The organism is Alloalcanivorax venustensis (assembly GCF_047495515.1).
GTDB classification, from domain to species: domain Bacteria; phylum Pseudomonadota; class Gammaproteobacteria; order Pseudomonadales; family Alcanivoracaceae; genus Alloalcanivorax; species Alloalcanivorax venustensis.
The window spans coordinates 334,967-354,516 of the sequence record NZ_CP179934.1; the positions used below are offsets into that span (position 1 = coordinate 334,967).

The 19,550-nt window shown below is 65.9% G+C and carries 18 protein-coding genes; 7 read left to right on the forward strand and 11 right to left on the reverse strand.

Annotation, left to right across the window (positions count from 1 at the left end):
• Positions 1 to 70: 70 nt before the first annotated feature.
• The gene (locus tag ACMG4O_RS01600; RefSeq protein ID WP_414434271.1) at positions 71 to 1,537 is read right to left on the reverse strand and encodes an amidase; all 1,467 of its coding nucleotides are present in this window, start codon (positions 1,535 to 1,537) and stop codon (positions 71 to 73) included.
• 190 nt (positions 1,538 to 1,727) lie between these two features.
• Here ACMG4O_RS01600 and ACMG4O_RS01605 point away from each other — a divergent pair, with 190 nt between their 5' ends.
• A complete protein-coding gene (locus ACMG4O_RS01605) occupies positions 1,728 to 2,150 on the forward strand; it encodes a VOC family protein (protein WP_414434272.1) in 423 nt (140 codons plus the stop codon).
• A gap of 13 nt (positions 2,151 to 2,163) precedes the next feature.
• Here the strand turns inward: ACMG4O_RS01605 and ACMG4O_RS01610 are convergent, their stop codons facing one another.
• Together ACMG4O_RS01610 and ACMG4O_RS01615 are read right to left on the reverse strand one after the other, a co-directional pair.
• Complete coding sequence (locus ACMG4O_RS01610; protein WP_414434273.1) at positions 2,164 to 3,471, reverse strand: pyridoxal phosphate-dependent aminotransferase; 1,308 nt, start codon at positions 3,469 to 3,471, stop codon at positions 2,164 to 2,166.
• A 68-nt stretch (positions 3,472 to 3,539) separates the two neighbouring features.
• Positions 3,540 to 4,769 carry an ATP-grasp domain-containing protein gene (locus ACMG4O_RS01615; protein WP_142949198.1) on the reverse strand — a complete coding sequence of 410 codons (1,230 nt, stop codon included), beginning with the start codon at positions 4,767 to 4,769 and terminating at the stop codon, positions 3,540 to 3,542.
• A 212-nt stretch (positions 4,770 to 4,981) separates the two neighbouring features.
• Here ACMG4O_RS01615 and ACMG4O_RS01620 point away from each other — a divergent pair, with 212 nt between their 5' ends.
• Complete coding sequence (locus ACMG4O_RS01620; protein ID WP_194855222.1) at positions 4,982 to 6,955, forward strand: hypothetical protein; 1,974 nt, start codon at positions 4,982 to 4,984, stop codon at positions 6,953 to 6,955.
• Here the strand turns inward: ACMG4O_RS01620 and ACMG4O_RS01625 are convergent.
• The 5 genes from ACMG4O_RS01625 to ACMG4O_RS01645 form a co-directional block, all read right to left on the reverse strand.
• Positions 6,952 to 8,049: a histone deacetylase gene (locus tag ACMG4O_RS01625; RefSeq protein WP_142949200.1), complete on the reverse strand. Its 1,098-nt coding sequence runs from the start codon at positions 8,047 to 8,049 to the stop codon at positions 6,952 to 6,954. The two genes, ACMG4O_RS01620 and ACMG4O_RS01625, sit on opposite strands and share 4 nt — an antisense overlap.
• 30 nt (positions 8,050 to 8,079) lie before the next feature.
• Positions 8,080 to 10,029, reverse strand: a complete 1,950-nt coding sequence (locus ACMG4O_RS01630; RefSeq protein ID WP_255442539.1) for a TRAP transporter permease — start codon at positions 10,027 to 10,029, stop codon at positions 8,080 to 8,082.
• Between the two features lie 75 nt (positions 10,030 to 10,104).
• Positions 10,105 to 11,259 carry a TAXI family TRAP transporter solute-binding subunit gene (locus ACMG4O_RS01635; protein ID WP_370183857.1) on the reverse strand — a complete coding sequence of 385 codons (1,155 nt, stop codon included), beginning with the start codon at positions 11,257 to 11,259 and terminating at the stop codon, positions 10,105 to 10,107.
• 259 nt (positions 11,260 to 11,518) lie between these two features.
• Positions 11,519 to 11,725: a transcription antiterminator/RNA stability regulator CspE gene (locus ACMG4O_RS01640; RefSeq protein WP_067607036.1), complete on the reverse strand. Its 207-nt coding sequence runs from the start codon at positions 11,723 to 11,725 to the stop codon at positions 11,519 to 11,521.
• Between the two features lie 217 nt (positions 11,726 to 11,942).
• Positions 11,943 to 12,302 (reverse strand): STAS/SEC14 domain-containing protein, encoded by a 360-nt coding sequence (locus ACMG4O_RS01645; RefSeq protein WP_414434274.1) that lies wholly within the window; start codon positions 12,300 to 12,302, stop codon positions 11,943 to 11,945.
• Positions 12,303 to 12,501: 199 nt separating this feature from the next.
• Between ACMG4O_RS01645 and ACMG4O_RS01650 the strand changes: the two genes are divergently transcribed.
• Both ACMG4O_RS01650 and ACMG4O_RS01655 read left to right on the forward strand, forming a co-directional pair.
• A complete protein-coding gene (locus ACMG4O_RS01650; RefSeq protein WP_414434275.1) occupies positions 12,502 to 13,554 on the forward strand; it encodes a methyl-accepting chemotaxis protein in 1,053 nt (350 codons plus the stop codon).
• Positions 13,555 to 13,633: 79 nt separating this feature from the next.
• On the forward strand, positions 13,634 to 13,807 hold the full coding sequence (locus ACMG4O_RS01655; RefSeq protein ID WP_142949204.1) for a YqaE/Pmp3 family membrane protein: 174 nt from the start codon (positions 13,634 to 13,636) through the stop codon (positions 13,805 to 13,807).
• Between the two features lie 15 nt (positions 13,808 to 13,822).
• On the opposite strand, the gene ACMG4O_RS01660 is transcribed toward ACMG4O_RS01655, so the two are convergent.
• The gene (locus tag ACMG4O_RS01660; RefSeq protein WP_142949205.1) at positions 13,823 to 14,701 is read right to left on the reverse strand and encodes a haloalkane dehalogenase; all 879 of its coding nucleotides are present in this window, start codon (positions 14,699 to 14,701) and stop codon (positions 13,823 to 13,825) included.
• A gap of 128 nt (positions 14,702 to 14,829) precedes the next feature.
• Here ACMG4O_RS01660 and ACMG4O_RS01665 point away from each other — a divergent pair, with 128 nt between their 5' ends.
• Together ACMG4O_RS01665 and ACMG4O_RS01670 are read left to right on the forward strand one after the other, a co-directional pair.
• A complete protein-coding gene (locus tag ACMG4O_RS01665) occupies positions 14,830 to 15,783 on the forward strand; it encodes an aldo/keto reductase (protein ID WP_414434276.1) in 954 nt (317 codons plus the stop codon).
• A gap of 177 nt (positions 15,784 to 15,960) precedes the next feature.
• Positions 15,961 to 17,052: an AI-2E family transporter gene (locus tag ACMG4O_RS01670; protein ID WP_414434277.1), complete on the forward strand. Its 1,092-nt coding sequence runs from the start codon at positions 15,961 to 15,963 to the stop codon at positions 17,050 to 17,052.
• 16 nt (positions 17,053 to 17,068) lie between these two features.
• Here the strand turns inward: ACMG4O_RS01670 and ACMG4O_RS01675 are convergent, their stop codons facing one another.
• Positions 17,069 to 17,329: a DksA/TraR family C4-type zinc finger protein gene (locus tag ACMG4O_RS01675; RefSeq protein ID WP_142949208.1), complete on the reverse strand. Its 261-nt coding sequence runs from the start codon at positions 17,327 to 17,329 to the stop codon at positions 17,069 to 17,071.
• Positions 17,330 to 17,369: 40 nt separating this feature from the next.
• On the reverse strand, positions 17,370 to 18,185 hold the full coding sequence (locus ACMG4O_RS01680) for a thioesterase family protein (protein WP_414434278.1): 816 nt from the start codon (positions 18,183 to 18,185) through the stop codon (positions 17,370 to 17,372).
• A 148-nt stretch (positions 18,186 to 18,333) separates the two neighbouring features.
• On the opposite strand from ACMG4O_RS01680, the gene ACMG4O_RS01685 reads away from it, so the two are divergent.
• Complete coding sequence (locus tag ACMG4O_RS01685; protein ID WP_194855229.1) at positions 18,334 to 19,548, forward strand: MFS transporter; 1,215 nt, start codon at positions 18,334 to 18,336, stop codon at positions 19,546 to 19,548.
• The last annotated feature ends 2 nt before the right edge of the window (positions 19,549 to 19,550 follow it).

Here is a 19,550-nt window from a genome sequence, read left to right on the forward strand (position 1 = left end):
TGAAATGTAGCACAGCTTTCCGCCGCACCACACCCTCAATTTGTCGCAAGGTATATTCAGTGTCACCCCTTCACGCCGGCGCCGCCAGCGGTGCCTGCGGCAGCGGCTCGACCAGGCTCTCCAGGGCGGCGGCGAACGCCAGCACCGTGCGGTCCTCCAGATAGGGCCCGATCACCTGCACCGCCAGGGGCCGGCCATCCTCGGTGAGGCCGATGGGCACCGTGGCGGCGGGCAGATAGACGGCACCCGCCAGCCCCACCCACACCAGGATATCCATGTAGGGCTGCTCCACCCCGTTCACGGTGAGGGTGCGCTGGTCCGGCCCCGGCGTGTGGCGATGGCTGAACGGCAGGGTCTGCACCACCGGGCACAGCATCACGTCGAAGTCCTGGAAGAAGCGCGCCCAGGCGGCGCGCATCACGCTGCGCTGCTCATGGCTGCGCTGCCAGTCGGCGTGGGACTGGGTGGCGCCCCTGGCGAACAGGGTGCGATAGCTGTGGTCGTCCGCCGGCGCCTGGCCGGCGGCCTCGCGCAGCTGGTCGTAGAGACCGCTGGGCAAGCCTTCGCCCATGGTGCCGGTGAGCAGCCGGTAGTAGATATCGTGGGCCTCGCCCAGGGTCACGCCGTCGGGGCGGGCGCCGGCGTCCACCGAGGCGCCCAGCTCCGCCAGCCGGGCGCTCAGGCCTTCCAGAGCGTCGACGATGGGCCGGTCCACCGGGCAGCGCGGGTCGTCCAGCCAGGTGGCGACGCGGAAGTCCTTCAGCGCCCGGTGGCGGGCCGGCGGCAACTCCAGGCGCCAGGCGGTGGCCTCCTCTTCGTCCGGGGCGGCGAGAATAGTGAGCGCTTGCTCGAGATCCGCCACGTGCCGGGCCAGCGGGCCGGCCACGGACAGGTCACGGCGCGCCAGCGCACCGGGCGGGCCCGGCACATGACCGCGGGTGGAAATCAGGCCGAAGCTCGGCTTCAGGCCACAGACACCGCAAAACGCCGCCGGGGTGCGGATCGAACCGCCGATGTCGCTGCCCAGCTCCAGGGGCGTGAAGCCGGCGGCCAGCGCCGCCGCCGCGCCACCGGAAGAACCGCCCGGCGTCAGGTCCGGGTTCCAGGGGTTGCGGGAGGTGCCGTAGATGTCGTTGTAGGTCTGCAGGTCCGAGGCGTAGGCGGGCACATTGGTCTTGCCGAAAATCACCGCGCCGGCGTCCAGCAGCCGCTGCACCGCCACGCTGGTGCGCTCCGAGACATGCTCGCGCAGCGCCTCGATGCCGGCGGTGGTGGGCCAGCCGGCGATTTCGTAGGTCTCCTTGACGGTCATCGGCACGCCGTGCAGCGCGCCCCAGTCCTCGCCCCGGGCCAGGGCGCGGTCCGCCTCGCGGGCGCGCTCGCGGGCCTGCTCGAAGCGGCGCACCACCACCGCGTTCAGGGCGCCGTCAAGGCGCTCGATACGGTCTATGAAATGCTCCAGGGCGGCCTCGGCGGTGACCTCCCCGTCCTTGATGCGCCGGGCCAGAGCCGAAGCGCCGATAAGGTGTAAATCCATGTGCTCTCTCTTTGGGTACGCAGCGCACCACTATCATTATTTTGGAATGCAATTTCGTTTTTATCAGAGTCGGCGAAGGGCGGCAATCGCTGGCGAAGCCCTCCAGCACCGTGACAGAATCCGCTTCCAATCGTGCACCCGCAATCGGCGGAGCACCATGCTTCCCGTCACAGCCGGCAAGGAGATCCCTATGAAATACCTGCACACCATGGTGCGCGTCAGCGACCTGGACGCGTCGTTGCGCTTCTATTGCGAAGGGCTGGGGCTGCAAGAGAACCGCCGCAAGGAGGTGCCCGGCGGGCGTTTCACGCTGGTGTTCCTGGCCGCCCCGGAGAGCCCGGACGCGGAGCTGGAACTGACCTGGAACTGGGACCCGGAGGAGGACATGGGCTCGGCGCGCAACTTCGGCCATCTGGCGTTCCGCGTCGACGACATCTACGCCCTGTGCGAACACCTGCAAGGCATGGGCTACACCATCAACCGGCCGCCCCGGGACGGCCACATGGCGTTCGTGCGCTCGCCGGATCTGATCTCCGTGGAGCTGCTGCAGAAAGGCGACGCCCTGCCCCAGCGGGAACCCTGGGCGTCGATGGAAAACACCGGCACCTGGTAGCCGGCGCCGCCGGTTACTGCGGTGTCGCCTCGCCGACCACCCAGGCGGCCATTTTTTCCACGGCGGTGACACAGCGGCCGCAATGGCGACGCAGAAAGGCGTCGTCCAGGGGGCGATCGCGGGCTTCCCGCGCGGCGGCGGCCAGCGCCTGCTCGCCGTCGAAGTCGACGAACGCCAGCCGCAGGGTCAGCTCCTCCGCCGGCCGCCCGAAGGCTTCGACGGGCAGCGTCGCCACGCCGGTCTCTTCCAGCAGCCGCTCGCACAGCGTGCCGCTGTCGCGGATGCCACGGCCGGCCAGCCGCGCCGCCAGCGGCGAGAAGTCGGGAAACAGATAAAACGCGCCGTCGGGCATCTCCAGCTCCACCCCGGCGTCACGCAGGGCGGCCACATGATGCCCGGCGAGCGCCGCCAGAATGCGGCGCGACTGGAACAGGTAGTCCTCCAGCTCGGTGCCGCCCTGGAAGGCGGTGATCGCCGCGTGCTGAATCGGCGCCGCCACCGAGGTGTAGGTTTCACTGGCCACCGTGGCCATGGCCTGGCGCAACCAGTGCAGGTTGTCCGGAAAGGCGAAGGTGCCCAGCCGCCAGCCACCGGCGCCGCACCATTTGCTCAGCCCGCTGCTGACGATGGTGCCCTCCGGGTAGTAGCGGGAGATGGACTGGTGCGCGCCGTTATAGTCCAGCTCGCCGTAGATCTCGTCGCTGAGCAGAATCAGACGGTGGCGCCGGGCCACCTCGGCCAGCGCCCGCAGCTCCTGTTCGTCGAAGCCGTAGCCGTGGGGGTTGGCCGGCGAATTGAGGATCACCAGACGCGGGCGCCCCGGATCCCGGGCGCACAGATTTTCCAGGGCCTCGGCGGTGGGCTTCCAGCGGTTGGCGCGGGTGGTCGGCAGCCAGTGCACCTGGCGCCCGATGATGCGCGCCTGCGGCGCGTAGGACACCCAGCTGGGCGTGGGGATCACCAGGTCGCCGTAATAGACCAGCTGCAGGATGAACATCAGCTCCTTGGAACCGGGGCCGATCATGATGTTGTCCGGGGAGAACGACACCCCCTGCCAGCGCTGCCAGTAACCGGCCACGGCGCGGCGCAGGGCCGGCAGCCCCAGCACCGGCAGGTAGTCCTTGGCGGCGGCGTGCTCGCGCAGGGCACCGACCACGGAGGGCGGCACCGGAAACGGCGACTGCCCCAGGCCCAGCTTGAACACCGGACGCCCCTGGGCGAGCAACTCGTTACTGAGTTCGTTGATGGCGAGGGTGGCGGACACCCCCAGGCCACGGACATTGAGGTTGAGGTTAACGCTGGGGTGGAACTCCGCGGTCATCGTCGGGGCCTTCTGGCTGAAGAAAGACAAACCCCGACGATACCGCCTTTAGGCGTGGATGAAACCGCTTAGATATAGAAATCCAGATCTTCCTGGTGCTTGAGCAGATCGCGAAGCTGGTAGGGGTCGTCGCCGTGGAAATACACCAGGCCCCAGTGGGTGCCGAAGGCGGTGCGTTTGGTAACGGTTTCTTCCAGCGGCGCGGTGAGCTCGTGGAAATCGAAGTACGGGTGCTCCAGGGTTTCTTGCGGAATTTCCAGCTGGCTGACCACACGGCGGCGCGGGTACACGCCGAAACAACCGGCGTGCCCTTTGGCGTCGACTACTTCCTTGGGGAAGAAATCGACAATTTCCTGCTCGGTGGTTTTCGGGTCGAACACCAGCACCATGGCCTGGTAGGCGTTGAAGCCGTAAACCTTTTCCAGCAGCTCGAACACCTTGAAGCCCGGCGGGCGATAGGCCACTTCGCCGAAGTACATGGTGCCGTCGCTGGTGACGAAGTATTCCGGGTGGATAAAGCCGGATTTCAGATCGAAAGTTTTGATCAGCTTTTCGATTTCCTGTTCGATGCGCGGGCGCCAGCTTTCCAGGTCCGGGGTGGCGGGCACGAACACGGAATAACCCAGCGTCACGTACTCGGAAATATTCAGGAAGCGGATCTTGCCGTCGTGGATCCAGGCTTCCACGGCGAATTCCCAGCCGTCCAGGTGGCTTTCCATCAACACCGGGAATTCTTCGTCCGGGATGGTATCCACTTCGTCCGGCGTGCGGATCACGCGGTGGCCGAGACAGCCGGCCTTGTCGAACGCTTTCAGGTGAATCGGATCGTTCGGGTCGCCGTCCAGCTTGAGCAGCGTCTGATTCACCCGCTTGAGAAAGCGGATCACGTCTTCACGGTCGTGGGCCTCTTCGAAAATGCCCACGCGAATGCCACCCAGTTGCGCGCGCCGTTTCATCAAGGCTTTGTCGCGGAACAAGACCGACTGGCCGTACAGCCGCGGGTTGTCCATCAGCACCGAGTTGATCGCCCCGGACCATTCCACCGTCTCCTCGAACAACGGGATCGCCACGTCGACGCCTTCCGCCTGAAGCTTTTCAGCGATTTCCATGGAGCGGTCGTTGAGCCGTTCGAAATCCCAGCTCATGAAGGGAATGTCGTGCTCTTCGGCGAACGCGCGGGCCCAGTCCGGCGCCACCACCACAAACCGGCGGTCGAACTTTTCCAGTGCTTCGATGGCGTTCAGGCTCCAGCCCAGCAGGGCCACGTAACCTTTTTGCGGATCTTTCTTGGCCGTCATGATCATCTCCTTGTTTCGGGCCGACCGTAGAGAGGGGGCGCGGCATGCCACCGCGGGGTTCGGCGTGGCGTCCTTGCACACCGGGTCGCTGACCCTTTTTACAGGGTAGCAGAACGCAGCGCTTGCCGCGTCAAGGGTTCCGGGTTCATCTTGGGGTATAGTGTCACGCGGGCCGCCCTACCGGCGGCAAACGAGCCCGACCCGGGGATATCATGAGCACCAGCGATACGCAGCACGACGACGCCACACCGGACCTGGCGGGACGCTTCGACCAGGCCCTGGAACAGGTGAGCCAGGCCAGCCGTTTCGCCAAGGCACTGCACACCGGCAAGGTCCTGCAACTGGCCGGCCGCCTGTTGTGCCAGCCCGAGGGCGCCGAGCAGCTGTATCAGCGCGCCACGGCGATCGAACATTCGGGCCTGTTTTCCGGCACCGACTGGGCCAACCCAGAGATTCTGCAGGCGGACATCACCGTTCAGACCCTGCGGCTGGGTGCGCCGGACGACATCACCCTGGAAGCCCTCAGTGAATTGCGCCTGCTGGCGGTGGCCCAGGGCGAGCTGCCCCACGACGCGCTGTCCGCGGAACAGGCGCACCATTATCTGGCCCAGGTGCTGGCGCTGAACCTGGACCTGCTGTTCGAGACCGGCGGCGAAGCGATCCGCGTGCGCCAGGGCCGCATGGCGGTGGCGGTACGCGGCGTGCTGCAGTTGCTGGTGTCGCGCATCGGCTACGACAACATCATCGACCGGCTGATCGAGGAGATCTGGCGGATTCTGGCCCAGCGGCCGGTACGGGTGGACCACCTCAAGGCGATGATCACGCAGATCGCCGCCTGCCTGTACAACCCGGCGATCACGGTGTCCAACAGCCGCGGCGCGGACCGTTTGGTGAGTGCCCTGTTCGGGCCCACCCAGGCGTCCGTGGAGGACCCGGGGCTGGAGGTGTACGCCGAGCGGTTGGCGGGCATGGACAGCCAGGCCCTGCAGCAGGAGGCCAACGGCTTCGCCCGCGCGATGCACGACACCGGCCTGGTGTCGGCGTATCAGCCGGTGTTCCTGCGCTTCGCCGTGTCCCAATCCACCGACCTGGTGAGCGCCGCCCTGGGCCTGAGCGCCACCGGCCGCGACGCCCTGCTCTGCTACCAGGATCTGGTCTACGCGCTGATCGACGCCTCGGTGTTTCCGGAAACCGCCCAGGCCGCCTACGGGCTGGCGCTGATGCTGGAGCGCGGCGTGCTGTTCGCGCCGCCGGTGGCGCCGGCGCTGTGGCGGCAGCTGGGCCAGACCCTGAGCGCCAACGCCGACGCCGCCATCGTCCAGGCACTGAGCGACATCCGGCCGGCCAAGGTGCAGCTGATCGCCGGCGTGCTCGGCGTGCTCGGCCTGCCGCTGGGCGTCGGCCAGGGCAACAACCCCACCTGCCAGTCGGCGCGGGCGATTTCCATGTGGGCCTACAACGATCCGGACTACCTGCTGCAGATGATCGTCTGGGCCACCCGCGACGACGACCTGGTGATGCACTTCGAGGGCCAGCGTCTGTCCTCCAAGGAGCTGGCGCTGACCACGCCCGCGATCGCACCGCTGGACGTGGACGCGGTGTCGGCGGTGCTGGTGCCCCACCTGGACCGCATCTATCACGCCATGGGCGCGCTGTGCGCGGACCGTGGCGACGACCCGCACCGCTGGATCAATCCGGAATTCCACGGCTGGTGGGTGGGCCGCGGGTTCAAGCTGGCGGTGGACCTGCCCACCGGCAAGCTGAGCCACTACGACGATTTCGTGCGTTACTTCTACGCCTGCTACCACCCGCTGCACAACGGCAACCAGCCGTTGATCTATCCGCAGCCGGTGGGCCTGGCGGTGACCGACAGCGCCGCCCGTTTCGTCGGCTGGCACGCCATCACCATCCAGCGGGTGACGCTGGATCAGGACGAAGTGATGCGGGTGTACTTCTACAACCCCAACAACGACTCCGGGCAGGACCTGGGCAACGGGGTGAAGGTGTCCACCGAAGGACGCGGCGAGCGCTTCGGCGAATCGTCCCTGCCGGTGGCGGAGTTCGTGTCACGCCTGTACATCTTCCACTACGATCCGCTTGAGCACATCGACCCCGCCGGCGTGCCGGCGGAGGACGTGGCGGAAGTGGAAGCGCTGGCGCGGGGCAGCTGGGCGCTGGAGCGCTAGTCTTCCCGGAAGGCGTCGCGGTGGAACCCGGCGGCCTCTTCCACTTCGTTGATGCCCGGCGCCCAGGGGTCCTGCGGGTCGGCGCCGGCCATCACTTCCAGGGTGGCGTGCACGCCGCGGGCCAGGGATTCGGTGTGGTAGCCGCCCTCCAGCACCATCGCCAGCCGGCCGCCGCAATGGCGGTCGGCGATCTCCCGCACGATGCCGGTCATTGAGGCGAAGCCCTCGTAGCTGACGTTCATGGCCAGATCAAAGCGGTGCGCGTCGAAGCCGGCGGACACCAGCACCAGGTCCGGCCGGAAAGCGTCCGCCGCCGGCACCAGAATATCCCGGAACGCCTTGAGCATGGCCATGTCGCCGGTGCCGCCGGGCAGCGGCACGTTCACCGTGTAGCCCTCGCCCAGACCGCCGCCCACTTCGGACAACGAGCCGGAGCCGGGATAGAACGGCGCCGCGCGGTGGGTATCAAAAAACAGAACGTCCGGGTCGGCCCAGAAAATTTCCTGGGTGCCGTTGCCGTGGTGCGCATCCCAATCCACGATCAGCACGCGCCGGCAGCCGAGCGCCGCCTGGGCATGGGCCGCCGCCACCGCCACGTTGTTGAAGAGACAGAAGCCGCGGGCGCGCACGGATTCGGCGTGATGGCCCGGTGGCCGGACCAGGGCGAAGGCCCCGGCGGCACGGCCCGCGACCACCGCCTCCACCGCCGCCACGGCGGTGCCGGCGGCTACCTCCGCGGCCTCCACGCTGCCCGGCGACACCGCCGTGGTGTCCATGTCCAGCCAGGCGTTTTCGCCGCGCATGGCGTAAATGCCGTCCAGGTAGGAGGTGGTGTGCACCCGGGCCAGTTCCGCCCGGGTGGCCACGCGCCCGGCTTCCAGACGGACGCCCGGCACCGGCTCACGCTCGAGCAGATCGAGCACGGCGGTGAGCCGGCCCGGGTGTTCCGGGTAGCTCCACTTGGCGCCCAGCCCGGAAAGAATTTCCCGCACCCGGCGGTCCAGCCGCCCCGGCAGGAAGGCGGCATCCGGGTCGGGCCGGTGATCCAGCATGCGCGGATCCTGGAACAGTATCACTTCACGGTCACCGATCATGGCGCCCCCGTCCGAGAAAACCTTCTTTCCTTATACAGGTTCCCGGCGGGACGACAAGAGCCCGCGATTGATCCACAGCGCCAGCCCCAGGGCCGGCACGGTCAACGCCAGGCTGAGCGCGAACATGGCGCCGTGACCCAGCGGCATGGCGCCGCCGCCGGGCACGGCGAACGCCAGCCCGCCGACGATCAGCATTAACCGGATCGGCCATTGCAGGAGCCGCTGCGTGGACAAGCTGCCGATGCCCACCAGATAGCCCTGAATGGCGCTGGCGATCAGCACCACACCGACCAGGGCCTGCGCCAGTACCAGCGCGATTTCCTGCCAGCCGCCTTGCAGAATCAGCGCCGGGTTCAGCACGAACAGGAACGGCACGAAATAAATCACACTGCCCAGACGCATGGCGTTAAGGCCGGTTTCCATCGGCTTGGAGCCGGCCACCGTGGCCGCCGCGAAAGCGCCCAGCGCCACCGGCGGCGTGATGTAACTGAGCATGCCCCAGTAGAGAATGAACAGGTGCACGGCCAGCGGATTCATACCCCCGCCCTGAATCAATGCCGGCGCCAGCGCCACCGCGAGGAAAATATAGGCGGCGGTCACGGTCATGCCGATACCGAGAATAAAGCTGGTCACCGCGCCCATCAGCAACAACACCAGCGGGTTGCCGCCGGCGATGTAGATCAGGTCGTTGGCGATGGTGCCCGACAGCCCGGTGACCGACAGCGCGCCCACCAACAAGCCGACGCCGGCCAGAATGGTAATCAACTCGGCAAACAGCTTGCCGGCACTGGAGAAGAAGTCGGTGACGTCGCGCCAGCCCCAACGCTGATACGGCAGAATCTGGTTGATCACCAGCAGCAGCGCGGTGGCGTAGAACGGCGCGATCGCTTCACGGCGCAGCCAGAACAGCATCCAGATCAGCAACACGAACACGAAAATAAAGTACCAGCCTTCCTTAAGCGTCTGCTTGAGTGACGGCAGTTCCTCTTCGGGCAGGCCCTTGAGTTCATGTTTCGCGGCGTAGGCGTCGATCTGCACGAACAGACCGAGATAGAACAAAAGCGACGGCACCACCGCCGCCAGCGCGATGGTGCTGTAGGGCGTATTCAGGAAGCTGGCCATGACAAAGGCGGTGGCGCCCATCACCGGCGGCATCAGCACCCCGCCGGTGGAAGCGCACGCCTCCACGCCGGCGGCGTAGGAGCGGCCGATACCGACCCGGCGCATGGCGGGAATAGTGAGCACCCCGGTGGTCAGCACGTTGGTGATCACGCTGCCGCTCATGGAGCCCATCAGGCCGCTGGAGAAGATCGATACCTTGGCGGGCCCGCCGCGCACATGGCCGAGCAAGGCGAACGCCAGGTTGATAAAGAACTTCCCGCCACCGGTTTTTTGCAAGGCCACGCCGAACAGCAGAAAGCCGATCACCAGATTGGCGAACGCCTGCAACGGAATGCCGAACACGCTTTCACGGCTCATGGCGTGGTAAATGGCGGTCTGGCTCGGTGAGGACGGAAAGCCCTGAATCGGCCCCGGCATGATGTCGGCGACCATCGGGTAGCAGCCGGCCACGCCGACAATCAACGCCAGCGGCCAGCCGCCGGCCCGGCGCACCGCCTCCACCGTCAGCCCCCACAATACGAAACTCATCACCGTGGCGGTTTGCGGCGCGGCGTATTCCCAGCCGTTGTCGAGAATGCGCTCGGCGTTATACACAAAGTAGCCGCAGGTCCCCACGGCCAGCAAAAACAGCAGCACGTCGTACCAGGCCACCCGTCGGCGGTCGCCACCGGAAAACGCGGGCCACATGATGAACACCAGCGGCACCATCAGCGCCACCACGGTGTAGAGAAACTGGCTCTCCACCGCGGTGACCAGACTGAAATAGCCCAGGTTAAGAACGTAATCGAGGGTCAGAACGGTGAGAACCAGGGTCGCCAGGCGCGGCAGCCAGGGCCAGAGGCCCTGTAAGTCGCGCACGCCCGACACCTGCTTCGCCGTTGGCTCACCCGTATGATGAGAATCCACGGCAGAACTCCTTGAAGCGGGACAGACTTAGCGGAACACCGGGTTCATGCCCTCGGCTTCCAGCGCCTCGGCGCGGGCCTTCATCCAACCCTCGCGGAACGCCTCATCGTCCTCGGGCGCGTCGCTGGTGTAGGCCTTCCAGGTGTTTTGCAGCACCTGCTGGCGTTTCACCAGACGGTCCTGGTGGGCCTGCATCTCATCGGTCCAGTGGCCGATTTCCTTGTAGTAGGCCACCACTTCATCGTGGAACGGGATTACCCACTGCATGTTCTGCTTTTCCAGGGCGTAGCCGGAGTTGCCAGGCGCCGCATCCTTGTATTTGTCGTGATCCTCGATCAGCACTTTGATAAGACCGCCCGCCAGACCGCTTTGCTGATCCGCGTTGGCGACCAGAATCGGATAGGGGTAGCTGGCGCCCACCCAGGGGTTGTCCTTGCCATAATCGCCGGCGGCGGCGGTGACTTGATGGGGCTGGAAATAGGGTGCCACGGCCTGCAAACGCTTCCAGCCCTCCTTGTTCTCGGGATCGAGCCGCGGCCAGACAATACCACGCGGGCTGGCGGCCAGTTGTTGCGCCGGCGGCGCCACCGACATGGTGAATCCGGTGTCGCTCTGGCCGGCGATCACGCCGTCGAACGCGCGCCCGTAACCGGGGAATTCAACCCGCTCCACGTCGTCCCAGGTGAGCCCGCCGAACGCCAGAAACGCTTCCGTGCCCAGATTGAGGGCGTCGTCACCGCGAATGTAGGAAACTTTCTTGCCCTTGAGGTCCGCCGGTGTTTCCACTTCGATGTCACCGGCCACGGCGACGCCGAGACCGAAGCTGGCGATGGAGGTGGCGATCACCCGGATCGGCTGCGGCCCCCATTGGCGGTCAGCGAACATCAGCACGCCTTCCGAACCGTAATAACTGGCGATACCACAGGCACACAGCGGCACCCGGCCGGTGCGCAGCGGCGTCATACGGGATACATCGTTTTCGCCGGGGAGAATACGCACCGACACGTCGTATTCGTTTTGCAGAAGATTGCCCACCGACACCATCTGGGTGTAGCCGGCGGAGCCGGTGCCGTAGGCGGTCATGGCGATGGTGCCGGGCAGCTTCACATCGTCCGCCGCCTGGGTCAGGCCGGCCAACACCAGGGCGGCCAGACAGAGTGCGCCTCGCTGGAAAAGGGTCATGGTTGCTCTCCGTTTACGCATTGTTGTTGTGATAGCTATTCCGCATAGCGAAATAGGCGTCCAATAACGTTCTCGGTTAGAGCCTATACCCGGGAGAGAGGAGGGGAAAGTGACCGCGTCGACAATCCTGGCGGAGAGCGCGCCGCTCGAGTGCGGGGCAAAGGCTGGGCACTAAACAGCGGGCATAAAAAAAGCGGGGCCCGAAGGCCCCGCTTTTCCTGCCCGGCGCGGTTAGGCGCGGGCGGCTTCCAACATCGCTTTATACGGCGACGATGTTCTCTGCCTGAGGACCTTTCTGGCCCTGAGTTACAGTGAACTCAACGCGCTGGCCTTCGGCCAGGGTTTTGAAGCCTGAGCCCTGGATAGCGCTGAAGTGTGCGAACACGTCAGGGCCGTTTTCCTGCTCGATAAAACCAAAACCTTTAGCTTCGTTGAACCACTTAACGGTACCGGTGGTAGTGGACATAATAGTCTCCTGATCATTCAGAAAGTAATGGAAGCCCGCTGGGGGCCGATTGTGCTGGAAGTCTTACGGTTACTTATGAAGGTCAGGACGAACGCTAACTGGTAGGGCATCGAACAGGGATTCATAAATACGTGCATACTTTCAAGCTGTGACCAAGGATACACGCCTTCCGGCCCCTGTCAAAACTATTTCGCTCCGCCCGGCATGCCGGGCCCGGTCACTCCCGGACCCAGGCCAGCGCGGCGCTCTTTTCCTCCAGGGGAAACGCCTTTACCTCCACCGAGGGCATCAGCCGGTCGGCCACGGACGCAATTTTGTGCACCCAGGAGCGGTCCGAAACCACCGCCTCCCGCTCGAAGCGCCGCCAATTTCCGAGGCCGAACTTCATGTCCTTGAACAGGGCTTCCAGACCGATGCCGCCCAGGGACACCAACTCCACATAGAGACGAATCTTGTCGTGCCGGGTCAGCCGGTCCTCGATCTCCGCCAGCACCCGGTCGAAGGTCTCGTTGTCCACCTTGCCGTCGATACGCAGCCCGACGATGTGGTCTTCCTGAAGCTCGATCAATTCCATCATGACACCACTCCTTTTGTGTCTTGCCTTACCCGTTTAGATGCGGCGGCTCTAAAGCTTTCTCAAGAGGCGCCGATAAGATTTGATAACCCTTCCTTTAAACTTTTTATTTCCCCTTATAGGTCAACGGGTTAGGCCTGCTTCTTGCAACCTCCGCCTGGCCCCCGGGCGCTCTGTGTCAATGCATCAAAAGGAGCAGGACATGCAAGACAAAACCATCCTGAAGCTGGCCTACGACATCTCCCAAATGACCCGCGACAAGGTCGGCGCCATTGAGTCGATCATGACCACCACCAAGATCCTGGCCCTCAATGCGCGCATCGAAGCCGGCCGCGCCGGCACCGCCGGTGCCGCCTTCGGCGTGGTCGCCGAGGAAATCGGCAATGTCTCCGAGCAGATCAATCATATTGCCGCGGATTTCCGCGACGCGGTGGAAGCCCACACCAGCGAGATCGAGGAAGCCGGCGGCCGGATGCTGATCGATTTTCGCGGCCAGCGTTTCACCGACCTGTCGTTGAACGCCATTGAGATCATCGACCGCAACCTGTTCGAGCGCTCCTGCGACGTGCGCTGGTGGGCGACCGACAGCGCTCTGGTCAGCGCCGCCGCCAACCCCGGCGACGTCCCGGGGCTGGAGCACGCCAGCCAACGGCTGGCGACCATCCTGCGTTCCTATGTGGTGTATCTGGACTTATGGGTTACCGACGACCGCGGCCGGGTGATCGCCAACGGCCGGCCGGATCGCTACCCCGGCGCCGTGGGCCTGGACGTATCACGCAGCGCCTGGTTTCAGCAGGCCATGCGCACCGCCAGCGGTGACGAGTTCGCGGTCACCGATATCGCCCGCAACCCGGCGCTGGACGACGCGGCGGTGGCCACCTATGCCACGGCGATCCGTGACGGCGGCCAGGAGAACGGTGACGCCATCGGCGTGCTGGGCATCTTTTTCGACTGGACGCCGCAAGCCGGCGACGTGGTCAACGGCGTCGGGCTCAGCGACGAGGAACGCGGCGCCTGCCGGGTCATGCTGCTGGACGCCCAGCATCGCGTTATCGCCGACGCCAGCGGCAAGGGCGAACTGGGAGACCATTACCCGCTGAACACCCGGGCGCCGGACGGCGGCACCCTGGAGCGGGGCTACTACGTGGACGGCGACCGCCTGGTGGCCTTCGCCCTGACCCCCGGTTACGAAACCTACCGGGGGCTGGGCTGGTACGGCGTCATCGAATGCGATCTGACGCGGCGGGCGGAGTAAGCAAAGGTATCTGGAAAAAGCACCGGACCGGTTGCACACTGGCGGAGACCAAGGACACAACCTTCGAAGGAGTCGTACCATGCCGTTTACCGCCACCGACCCGATCAAGATCATCTTCGCGATTCTGCTGCCGCCCGTGGGCGTGTTTCTGGAAGTGGGCTTCAAGGGCCATTTCTGGCTGAACATCCTGCTGACCCTGCTCGGCTACATTCCGGGCATCATCCACGCGCTCTACGTGATCTTTAAGCACTGAGGCCGGCCGGCGGCGTCACAGCGCCGCCAGCCAGCGGGCCACCGCCTGACCGATCTCCACCGGTGAATCTTCCTGCAGGAAGTGGCTGCCCTGGACGGTGACCTCGGTCTGGTTCGGCCAGCTGCGGCAGAACTCCCGCTGCCGTCCGATCAGAATGGAACCCGGCTCGGCGTTCACGAACAGCTTGGGCACCGGGCTCGCCGCCAGCCAGCGCCCGTAGTTTTCCACCAGCCGGATCATCTCCGGCGGCTCGCCTTCCATGGGGATCTCACGCGGCCAGTTGAGGGTGGGCTGGCGGTCTTCCTCCAGCTCGAAGGGCCGACGGTAGTGGGCCATCTCCACATCGGTGAGGCCGCGCAGCACCGAACCGGGCAGCACCGCCTCCACGAACATATTGCGCTTGAGAATCAGGTCCTCGCCTTTTTCCGAGCGGAACCCCTGGAAGATGCCGCGGGCGGCTTCCGGCCAGTCGTCCCAGGTCATCGGCATGACGATGGCTTCCATATAGGCGATCGCCTTGACCGCGTCCGGGTGCTGGCTGGCCCAATGAAAGCCCAGACCGCTGCCCCAGTCGTGCACCACCAGGGTGACGTTCCGGTCCAGACCCAGCGCCGCCAGCAACCCGTCGAGGTAATGGTAGGCGGTCAGAAAGCCGTAACGACCGGGGCCGTCGCTGGCCGGCAGCTTTTCCGAATCGCCCTGGCCGATCAGATCCGGCGCGATCACCCGGCCACTGCCGACCAGCTCCGGAATCACATTGCGCCACAGGTACGAGGAGGTGGGGTTGCCGTGCAGCAGCACGATCGGGTCGCCCTCGCCTTCGTCCACATAGGCGATGCGCTTGCCGTCGACGTCCTGGAAATGTTTCTGGTAGGGCATCTGGTCCGAAATCATGGCGGCGGTCTCCTGCTGATGAGTGGGCCCCAGCTTAACGAACGGGCAAGAATTTAACAGTATCCCGCTAGCCCCCGGGGCGGCCGACTGTTTAGGGTAAGCGAAGCCCAACAAGGAAGGAGTGACCCATGAAGACCCTGACATTCGAAAACGGCGACACCATGCCGATGCTCGGCCTGGGCACCTGGAAGTCCGACCCCGGCGACGTGTACGGCGCGGTCAAGGAAGCCCTGCAACAGGGTTACCGGCACATCGACTGCGCCCGCATTTACGGCAACGAGGCGGAAGTGGGCCAGGCGCTGGCGGAATCCTTTGCCGCCGGCACCGTCAGCCGCGAGGACCTGTGGATCACCTCGAAGTTGTGGAACAGCGCCCACGCCCCGGAAGACGTGCAGCCGGCCCTGGAAAAAACTCTCGACGACCTGCAGCTCGACTACCTGGATCTCTACCTGATGCACTGGCCGGTGGCGTTGACTCCGGGCATCAGTTTTCCGAAATCCGGCGCCGATATCCTGGACCCCGAGGACATGCCGGTGGCCGACACCTGGCGCGCCATGGAAGCGCTGGTGGACGATAATCTGACCCGCCAGATCGGCGTGTCCAACTTCAGCGTGCGCAAGCTCACCGCGCTGCTGGAAACCGCCCGCCACCGGCCGGCGATGAACCAGGTGGAGCTGCACCCCTATTTGCAGCAAGCGCCGTTGGTGCGCTTCTGCCATGACAACGGCATTCAGGTCACCGCCTATTCACCGCTGGGCTCGTCCGACCGCCCGGACAATTTCAAAGCCAAGGACGAACCGGTGTTGCTGGAAGACCCGGTGATCAAGACCATCGCCGAGCGGCACCAGGCCACCCCGGCCCAGGTGCTGATTAGCTGGGCGCTGCACCGCGACACCGCGGTGATCCCCAAATCCGTGAACCCGGAACGCCTGCGGCAGAACCTGGCCGCCGCCGATCTGAGGCTCAGCGACGACGACCTCAACGAGATCGCCGACCTGGACCGCCACCGGCGCTACGTGGACGGCGCCTTCTGGGCCCAGGAAGGCAGCCCCTACACCCTGGCGACACTCTGGGACGAATAAACGCCCAACCGATCCCGTGTGGTGCCGCCGGCGCCACGCGGTTCACGCCTTTACCCTTTTTTACCGCCCCGCCATCCGGATCACTTAACCGCCCGCACCCGGCATGCAATCATTGGCAGCCATAACGACAGCGCGCCACGGAACGCCCGCGCCGCCCGGCTAACAATGGACACCCCGATGCCGTTAAACACCCCGCCCAAAGTGGACCGGAACAGGCCCAAAGCCAACTTCGAGTCGGTGAATGTGCGTTCCGCCATGCTCACCGGTATTTTTCTGCTGCTGGTGATGTACACCCTATACGCCGCGGCCACTCTTTTTATGCCGCTGATGGTGGCGTTTCTCACCAGCCTGATTTTCACCCCGGTGGTGCGCGCGCTGCGGGTGCTGAAAATCCCGCCGCCGGTGAGCGCGGCGGCGGTGGTGATCGGCGTACTCGGCCTGGGCTTCGGCGCGCTGTACGGTCTCTCGGAGCCGGCCATGGAATGGCTGCAAAAAGCGCCCCGCGATCTGCGTCAGCTGGAACAGGAATTCCACCAGTTCAGCGAGCCCATGCAGCAGCTCAAGCTGGCCAACGCCCAGATCGAGGACATCACCCCCGGTGATGAAAACCAACAGAAGGAAGAAGCCCCCACCTGGAGCCCGGTGAAGTGGATTCTCTCCGGCACCTGGTCGGCGCTGTACGGCATCACCCTGAGCGTGATTCTTCTCTATTTCATGCTGGCCTCCGGCGACACCTTTCTGCGCAAGCTGGTGCGGGTGATTCCCCAGTTCGAACATAAGAGAGCGGCGGTGGAAACCGTGCGCCAGATCCAGACCAGCGTATCGGTGTACCTGGGCACCATCACCATCATCAACACCTGTCTGGGCGCCGGCGCGGCGTTAATTCTTTATCTGCTGGACATGCCCAACCCGATCCTCTTCGGGGTGATGGTGGGCATGCTCAATTTCGCGCCCTATATCGGGCCGATCGTCAGCGGCGTGATATTGCTGTTCATCAGCAGCCTGAATTTCGACGGCCTCACCCAGGTGCTGTTGCCGCCGTTTCTGGTGATGGTGTTGAACGTGCTCGAGGGTCAGTTCATTACCCCGACGGTGGCCGGCCACCGCCTGGCCCTGAGCCCGGTGGCGGTGTTCCTGTCGATCCTGCTGTGGGGCTGGATGTGGGGCGTGGTCGGCATCCTGATCGCGGTGCCGCTGCTGGTGTGCATCAAACTGGTGTGCGACAACGTTTCGTCGCTGCGGCTGTTGTCCGAATTTCTGGGACGCTGACTCAACGCCCTTCGCCTCAACGAAGCTGGCTGTCTTTACTGCCGCGCCGGTTGTAGCCCTCGGAACGGGCCTCGTCGCGCTCGCCCTGGCACAGCGTGCACAGGCGCACGCCGGGCAGCGCCTGACGGCGCGCTTCGGGGATCGGTGCCTCGCACTCTTCGCAATGCGTCAGGCTCTCGCCGGCGGGCAGACGGCTGCGGGCGTGTTGCACCGCCGAATCCACGGTGCTGTCGATCTGATCCTGAACGGCCCCTTCCGGGGCCCAGCCGGTCGCCATGGCGTCCTCCTGATGGCCTTTCATCCTAATGTAACGTCAATCATCCGCCGGCATAAAGCGGCATCGCCAGGGTGGCCTGCAGCACCCGCCCCACCGGGCCGTCCTCGTCGTACAGGGTGGTGTCCACCAGGCCGGTGCCGTTGTCCTGCATGCGGGCGCGGGCGTCGAGCCCCAGCCAGTCGCCGCGCGGGTCGCGGTGCAGGTACAGACTGAGATCCGAATTGATGCTGCCGACATCCGGGGCCAGCCGCAGCTGAGCGATGCCGTTGCCGAAATCGGACAAGGTGGCCGCGCGCACCAGCGACGAGCAGGGCTCACCGGCCACCACCGGCACCGGCAGCGACATCCACACCCGGCCCTGGCCCTGGCCGCCGACCCCGTCGAGCACGCAGATGCGGGCGGTGGTGTGCAGCCCCCGGGGCGTCCAGCCGCCGCCCTTGCCGTCGCCGCCCACCTCGGCCAGGGTCATCACCGGGCGGTCGCCGCGCGGTTCCAGGCCGCCGGTTTCAAACCGGCCGAAGTCGGGCACCTCGGCGCCGGCCTGCTCCAGGAACAGGCCGCTGGCCCGGCACACCTCGACGCCGTCGGCGAGCAGCGACGCCTGCAGCACCCGCAGGCGCCGCCCGGCGCGCACCACCGCCAGCTCCGCCGTCAGCGGCGCCGCCGGCACCGGTCTCAACAGATCCACCGTGAGGCGGCTGAGCCGCAGCCCGGTGTCCGCGGTGGCCTGCTCCATCAACAGCGCCAGCAGCCCGGTGGGCGAGCCGCCGTGCAGATGGCTGGGGCTCCAGGGTCCGCCGGCGCTGGCGGTGGGTACGTAGGTCTCGCCCTGGCGGACAAACAATGACTGATCCACTTCCGATACTCCCCTTTCTGGTCCCGATGCAAACGCCCAAGCCTAACCCAGACGGCGCCCTGGCGGGGAACGAAACACTGGGTGCGGCGAGCGCCGTGCGCTACAGTAGCGCCCGCGCCAAACGCCCCAGACCATGGATTCGCTGCCTATGTCCGCCACATCCCAGCCGCCGAGCCGTCCCAACATCGTGATCATGGTGGCGGGCGGTATTCTGGTGGCGCTGGTGGCGATCGTGTTCGCGCGGCTCGCCTACGGCCTGATTCTGCCGCCGATGCGCGACGATCTGGGATTGAGCTACCGGCAGGCCGGCACCCTGGGCACCGTCACCGCGCTGGGCTATCTGCTGTTCGTATTGCTGGGCGGCATCGCCGCCAGCCGCTGGGGCGCGCGCAACGCGGTGGCCACCGGCCTGCTGATTCTCACCGTCGGCTTCGCCGGCCTGGCGCTGGCCAGCGCCTACCCGGTGGTCGTCGGCCTGATGGCGCTGCTGGGGCTGGGCACCGCCTTCTGCTTCGCGCCCATGGTGTCGCTGCTGGCCACCTGGTATCCGGAAAAGCGCGGCATGGTAATCGGCTGCATGGCCGGCGGCGTAGGCGCCGGCATCTTCGTCACCGGGCTGCTGGTGCCCTGGCTGTCCGACCAGTTCGGTGAGCACGGCTGGCGCCTGGCCTGGGGCCTGTTCGCCGCCCTGGCGGCGGTGGCGGTGGCGCTGGTCCTGGCGGCGGTGCGCGACCCGGCGCCGGTGGCCCACGACCATCCGGACCGCCCGGCGCCGGCGGACAAATGGCGCATCTACCGCAACCCGCGCGTGATCATCATGGCGGCGATCTACGGCATCATCGGCATGGTCTACATCATTCAGGCGATCTTCATGGTCAGCTACGTGGTGGAGTCCGGCTTCGACGAAGCCACCGCCGGCTGGCTGATGGCCATGTCCGGCCTGCTGTCGGTGGCCGCCGGCCCGCTATGGGGCTCGCTGTCCGACGTGTGGGGCCGGGGCAACGCCCTGACCCTGGCGATGGCGGTGGTCACCGTGGCCATGGGGCTGCCGCTGATCGACCAGAGCCTGGCCATGTTCTTCGCCCATTTCCTGCTCATGGGCTGCGCGGTGAACGGCGTGTTCACCATGGTCCAGGCCGCCAGCACCGACCAGGTGGCGCCGCGCCATATCCCCATCGCCTTCAGCTACGTGACGGTGTTCTTCGCCGGCGGCCAGTTCCTGGGCCCGGCCATCGCCGGCTGGCTGATCGAAGCCACCGGCGGCTTCCGCCTGGCGGTGGCCTTCACCTGCCTGGCGCTGCTGGTGGGCCTCTACCTGGCGCAGAAGATCCGCCGCTTCCCCGCCGGTCTGGCGGTGGACTGACC

Bases quoted from the DNA above. Each gene is read 5' to 3' on its own strand.
- ACMG4O_RS01600 (WP_414434271.1), bottom strand. From the start codon at position 1,537: ATGGATTTACACCTTATCGGCGCTTCGGCTCTGGCCCGGCGCATCAAG.
- ACMG4O_RS01605 (WP_414434272.1), top strand. From the start codon at position 1,728: ATGAAATACCTGCACACCATGGTGCGCGTCAGCGACCTGGACGCGTCG.
- ACMG4O_RS01610 (WP_414434273.1), bottom strand. From the start codon at position 3,471: ATGACCGCGGAGTTCCACCCCAGCGTTAACCTCAACCTCAATGTCCGT.
- ACMG4O_RS01615 (WP_142949198.1), bottom strand. From the start codon at position 4,769: ATGACGGCCAAGAAAGATCCGCAAAAAGGTTACGTGGCCCTGCTGGGC.
- ACMG4O_RS01620 (WP_194855222.1), top strand. From the start codon at position 4,982: ATGAGCACCAGCGATACGCAGCACGACGACGCCACACCGGACCTGGCG.
- ACMG4O_RS01625 (WP_142949200.1), bottom strand. From the start codon at position 8,049: ATGATCGGTGACCGTGAAGTGATACTGTTCCAGGATCCGCGCATGCTG.
- ACMG4O_RS01635 (WP_370183857.1), bottom strand. From the start codon at position 11,259: ATGACCCTTTTCCAGCGAGGCGCACTCTGTCTGGCCGCCCTGGTGTTG.
- ACMG4O_RS01640 (WP_067607036.1), bottom strand. From the start codon at position 11,725: ATGTCCACTACCACCGGTACCGTTAAGTGGTTCAACGAAGCTAAAGGT.
- ACMG4O_RS01645 (WP_414434274.1), bottom strand. From the start codon at position 12,302: ATGATGGAATTGATCGAGCTTCAGGAAGACCACATCGTCGGGCTGCGT.
- ACMG4O_RS01650 (WP_414434275.1), top strand. From the start codon at position 12,502: ATGCAAGACAAAACCATCCTGAAGCTGGCCTACGACATCTCCCAAATG.
- ACMG4O_RS01655 (WP_142949204.1), top strand. From the start codon at position 13,634: ATGCCGTTTACCGCCACCGACCCGATCAAGATCATCTTCGCGATTCTG.
- ACMG4O_RS01660 (WP_142949205.1), bottom strand. From the start codon at position 14,701: ATGATTTCGGACCAGATGCCCTACCAGAAACATTTCCAGGACGTCGAC.
- ACMG4O_RS01665 (WP_414434276.1), top strand. From the start codon at position 14,830: ATGAAGACCCTGACATTCGAAAACGGCGACACCATGCCGATGCTCGGC.
- ACMG4O_RS01670 (WP_414434277.1), top strand. From the start codon at position 15,961: ATGCCGTTAAACACCCCGCCCAAAGTGGACCGGAACAGGCCCAAAGCC.
- ACMG4O_RS01675 (WP_142949208.1), bottom strand. From the start codon at position 17,329: ATGGCGACCGGCTGGGCCCCGGAAGGGGCCGTTCAGGATCAGATCGAC.
- ACMG4O_RS01685 (WP_194855229.1), top strand. From the start codon at position 18,334: ATGTCCGCCACATCCCAGCCGCCGAGCCGTCCCAACATCGTGATCATG.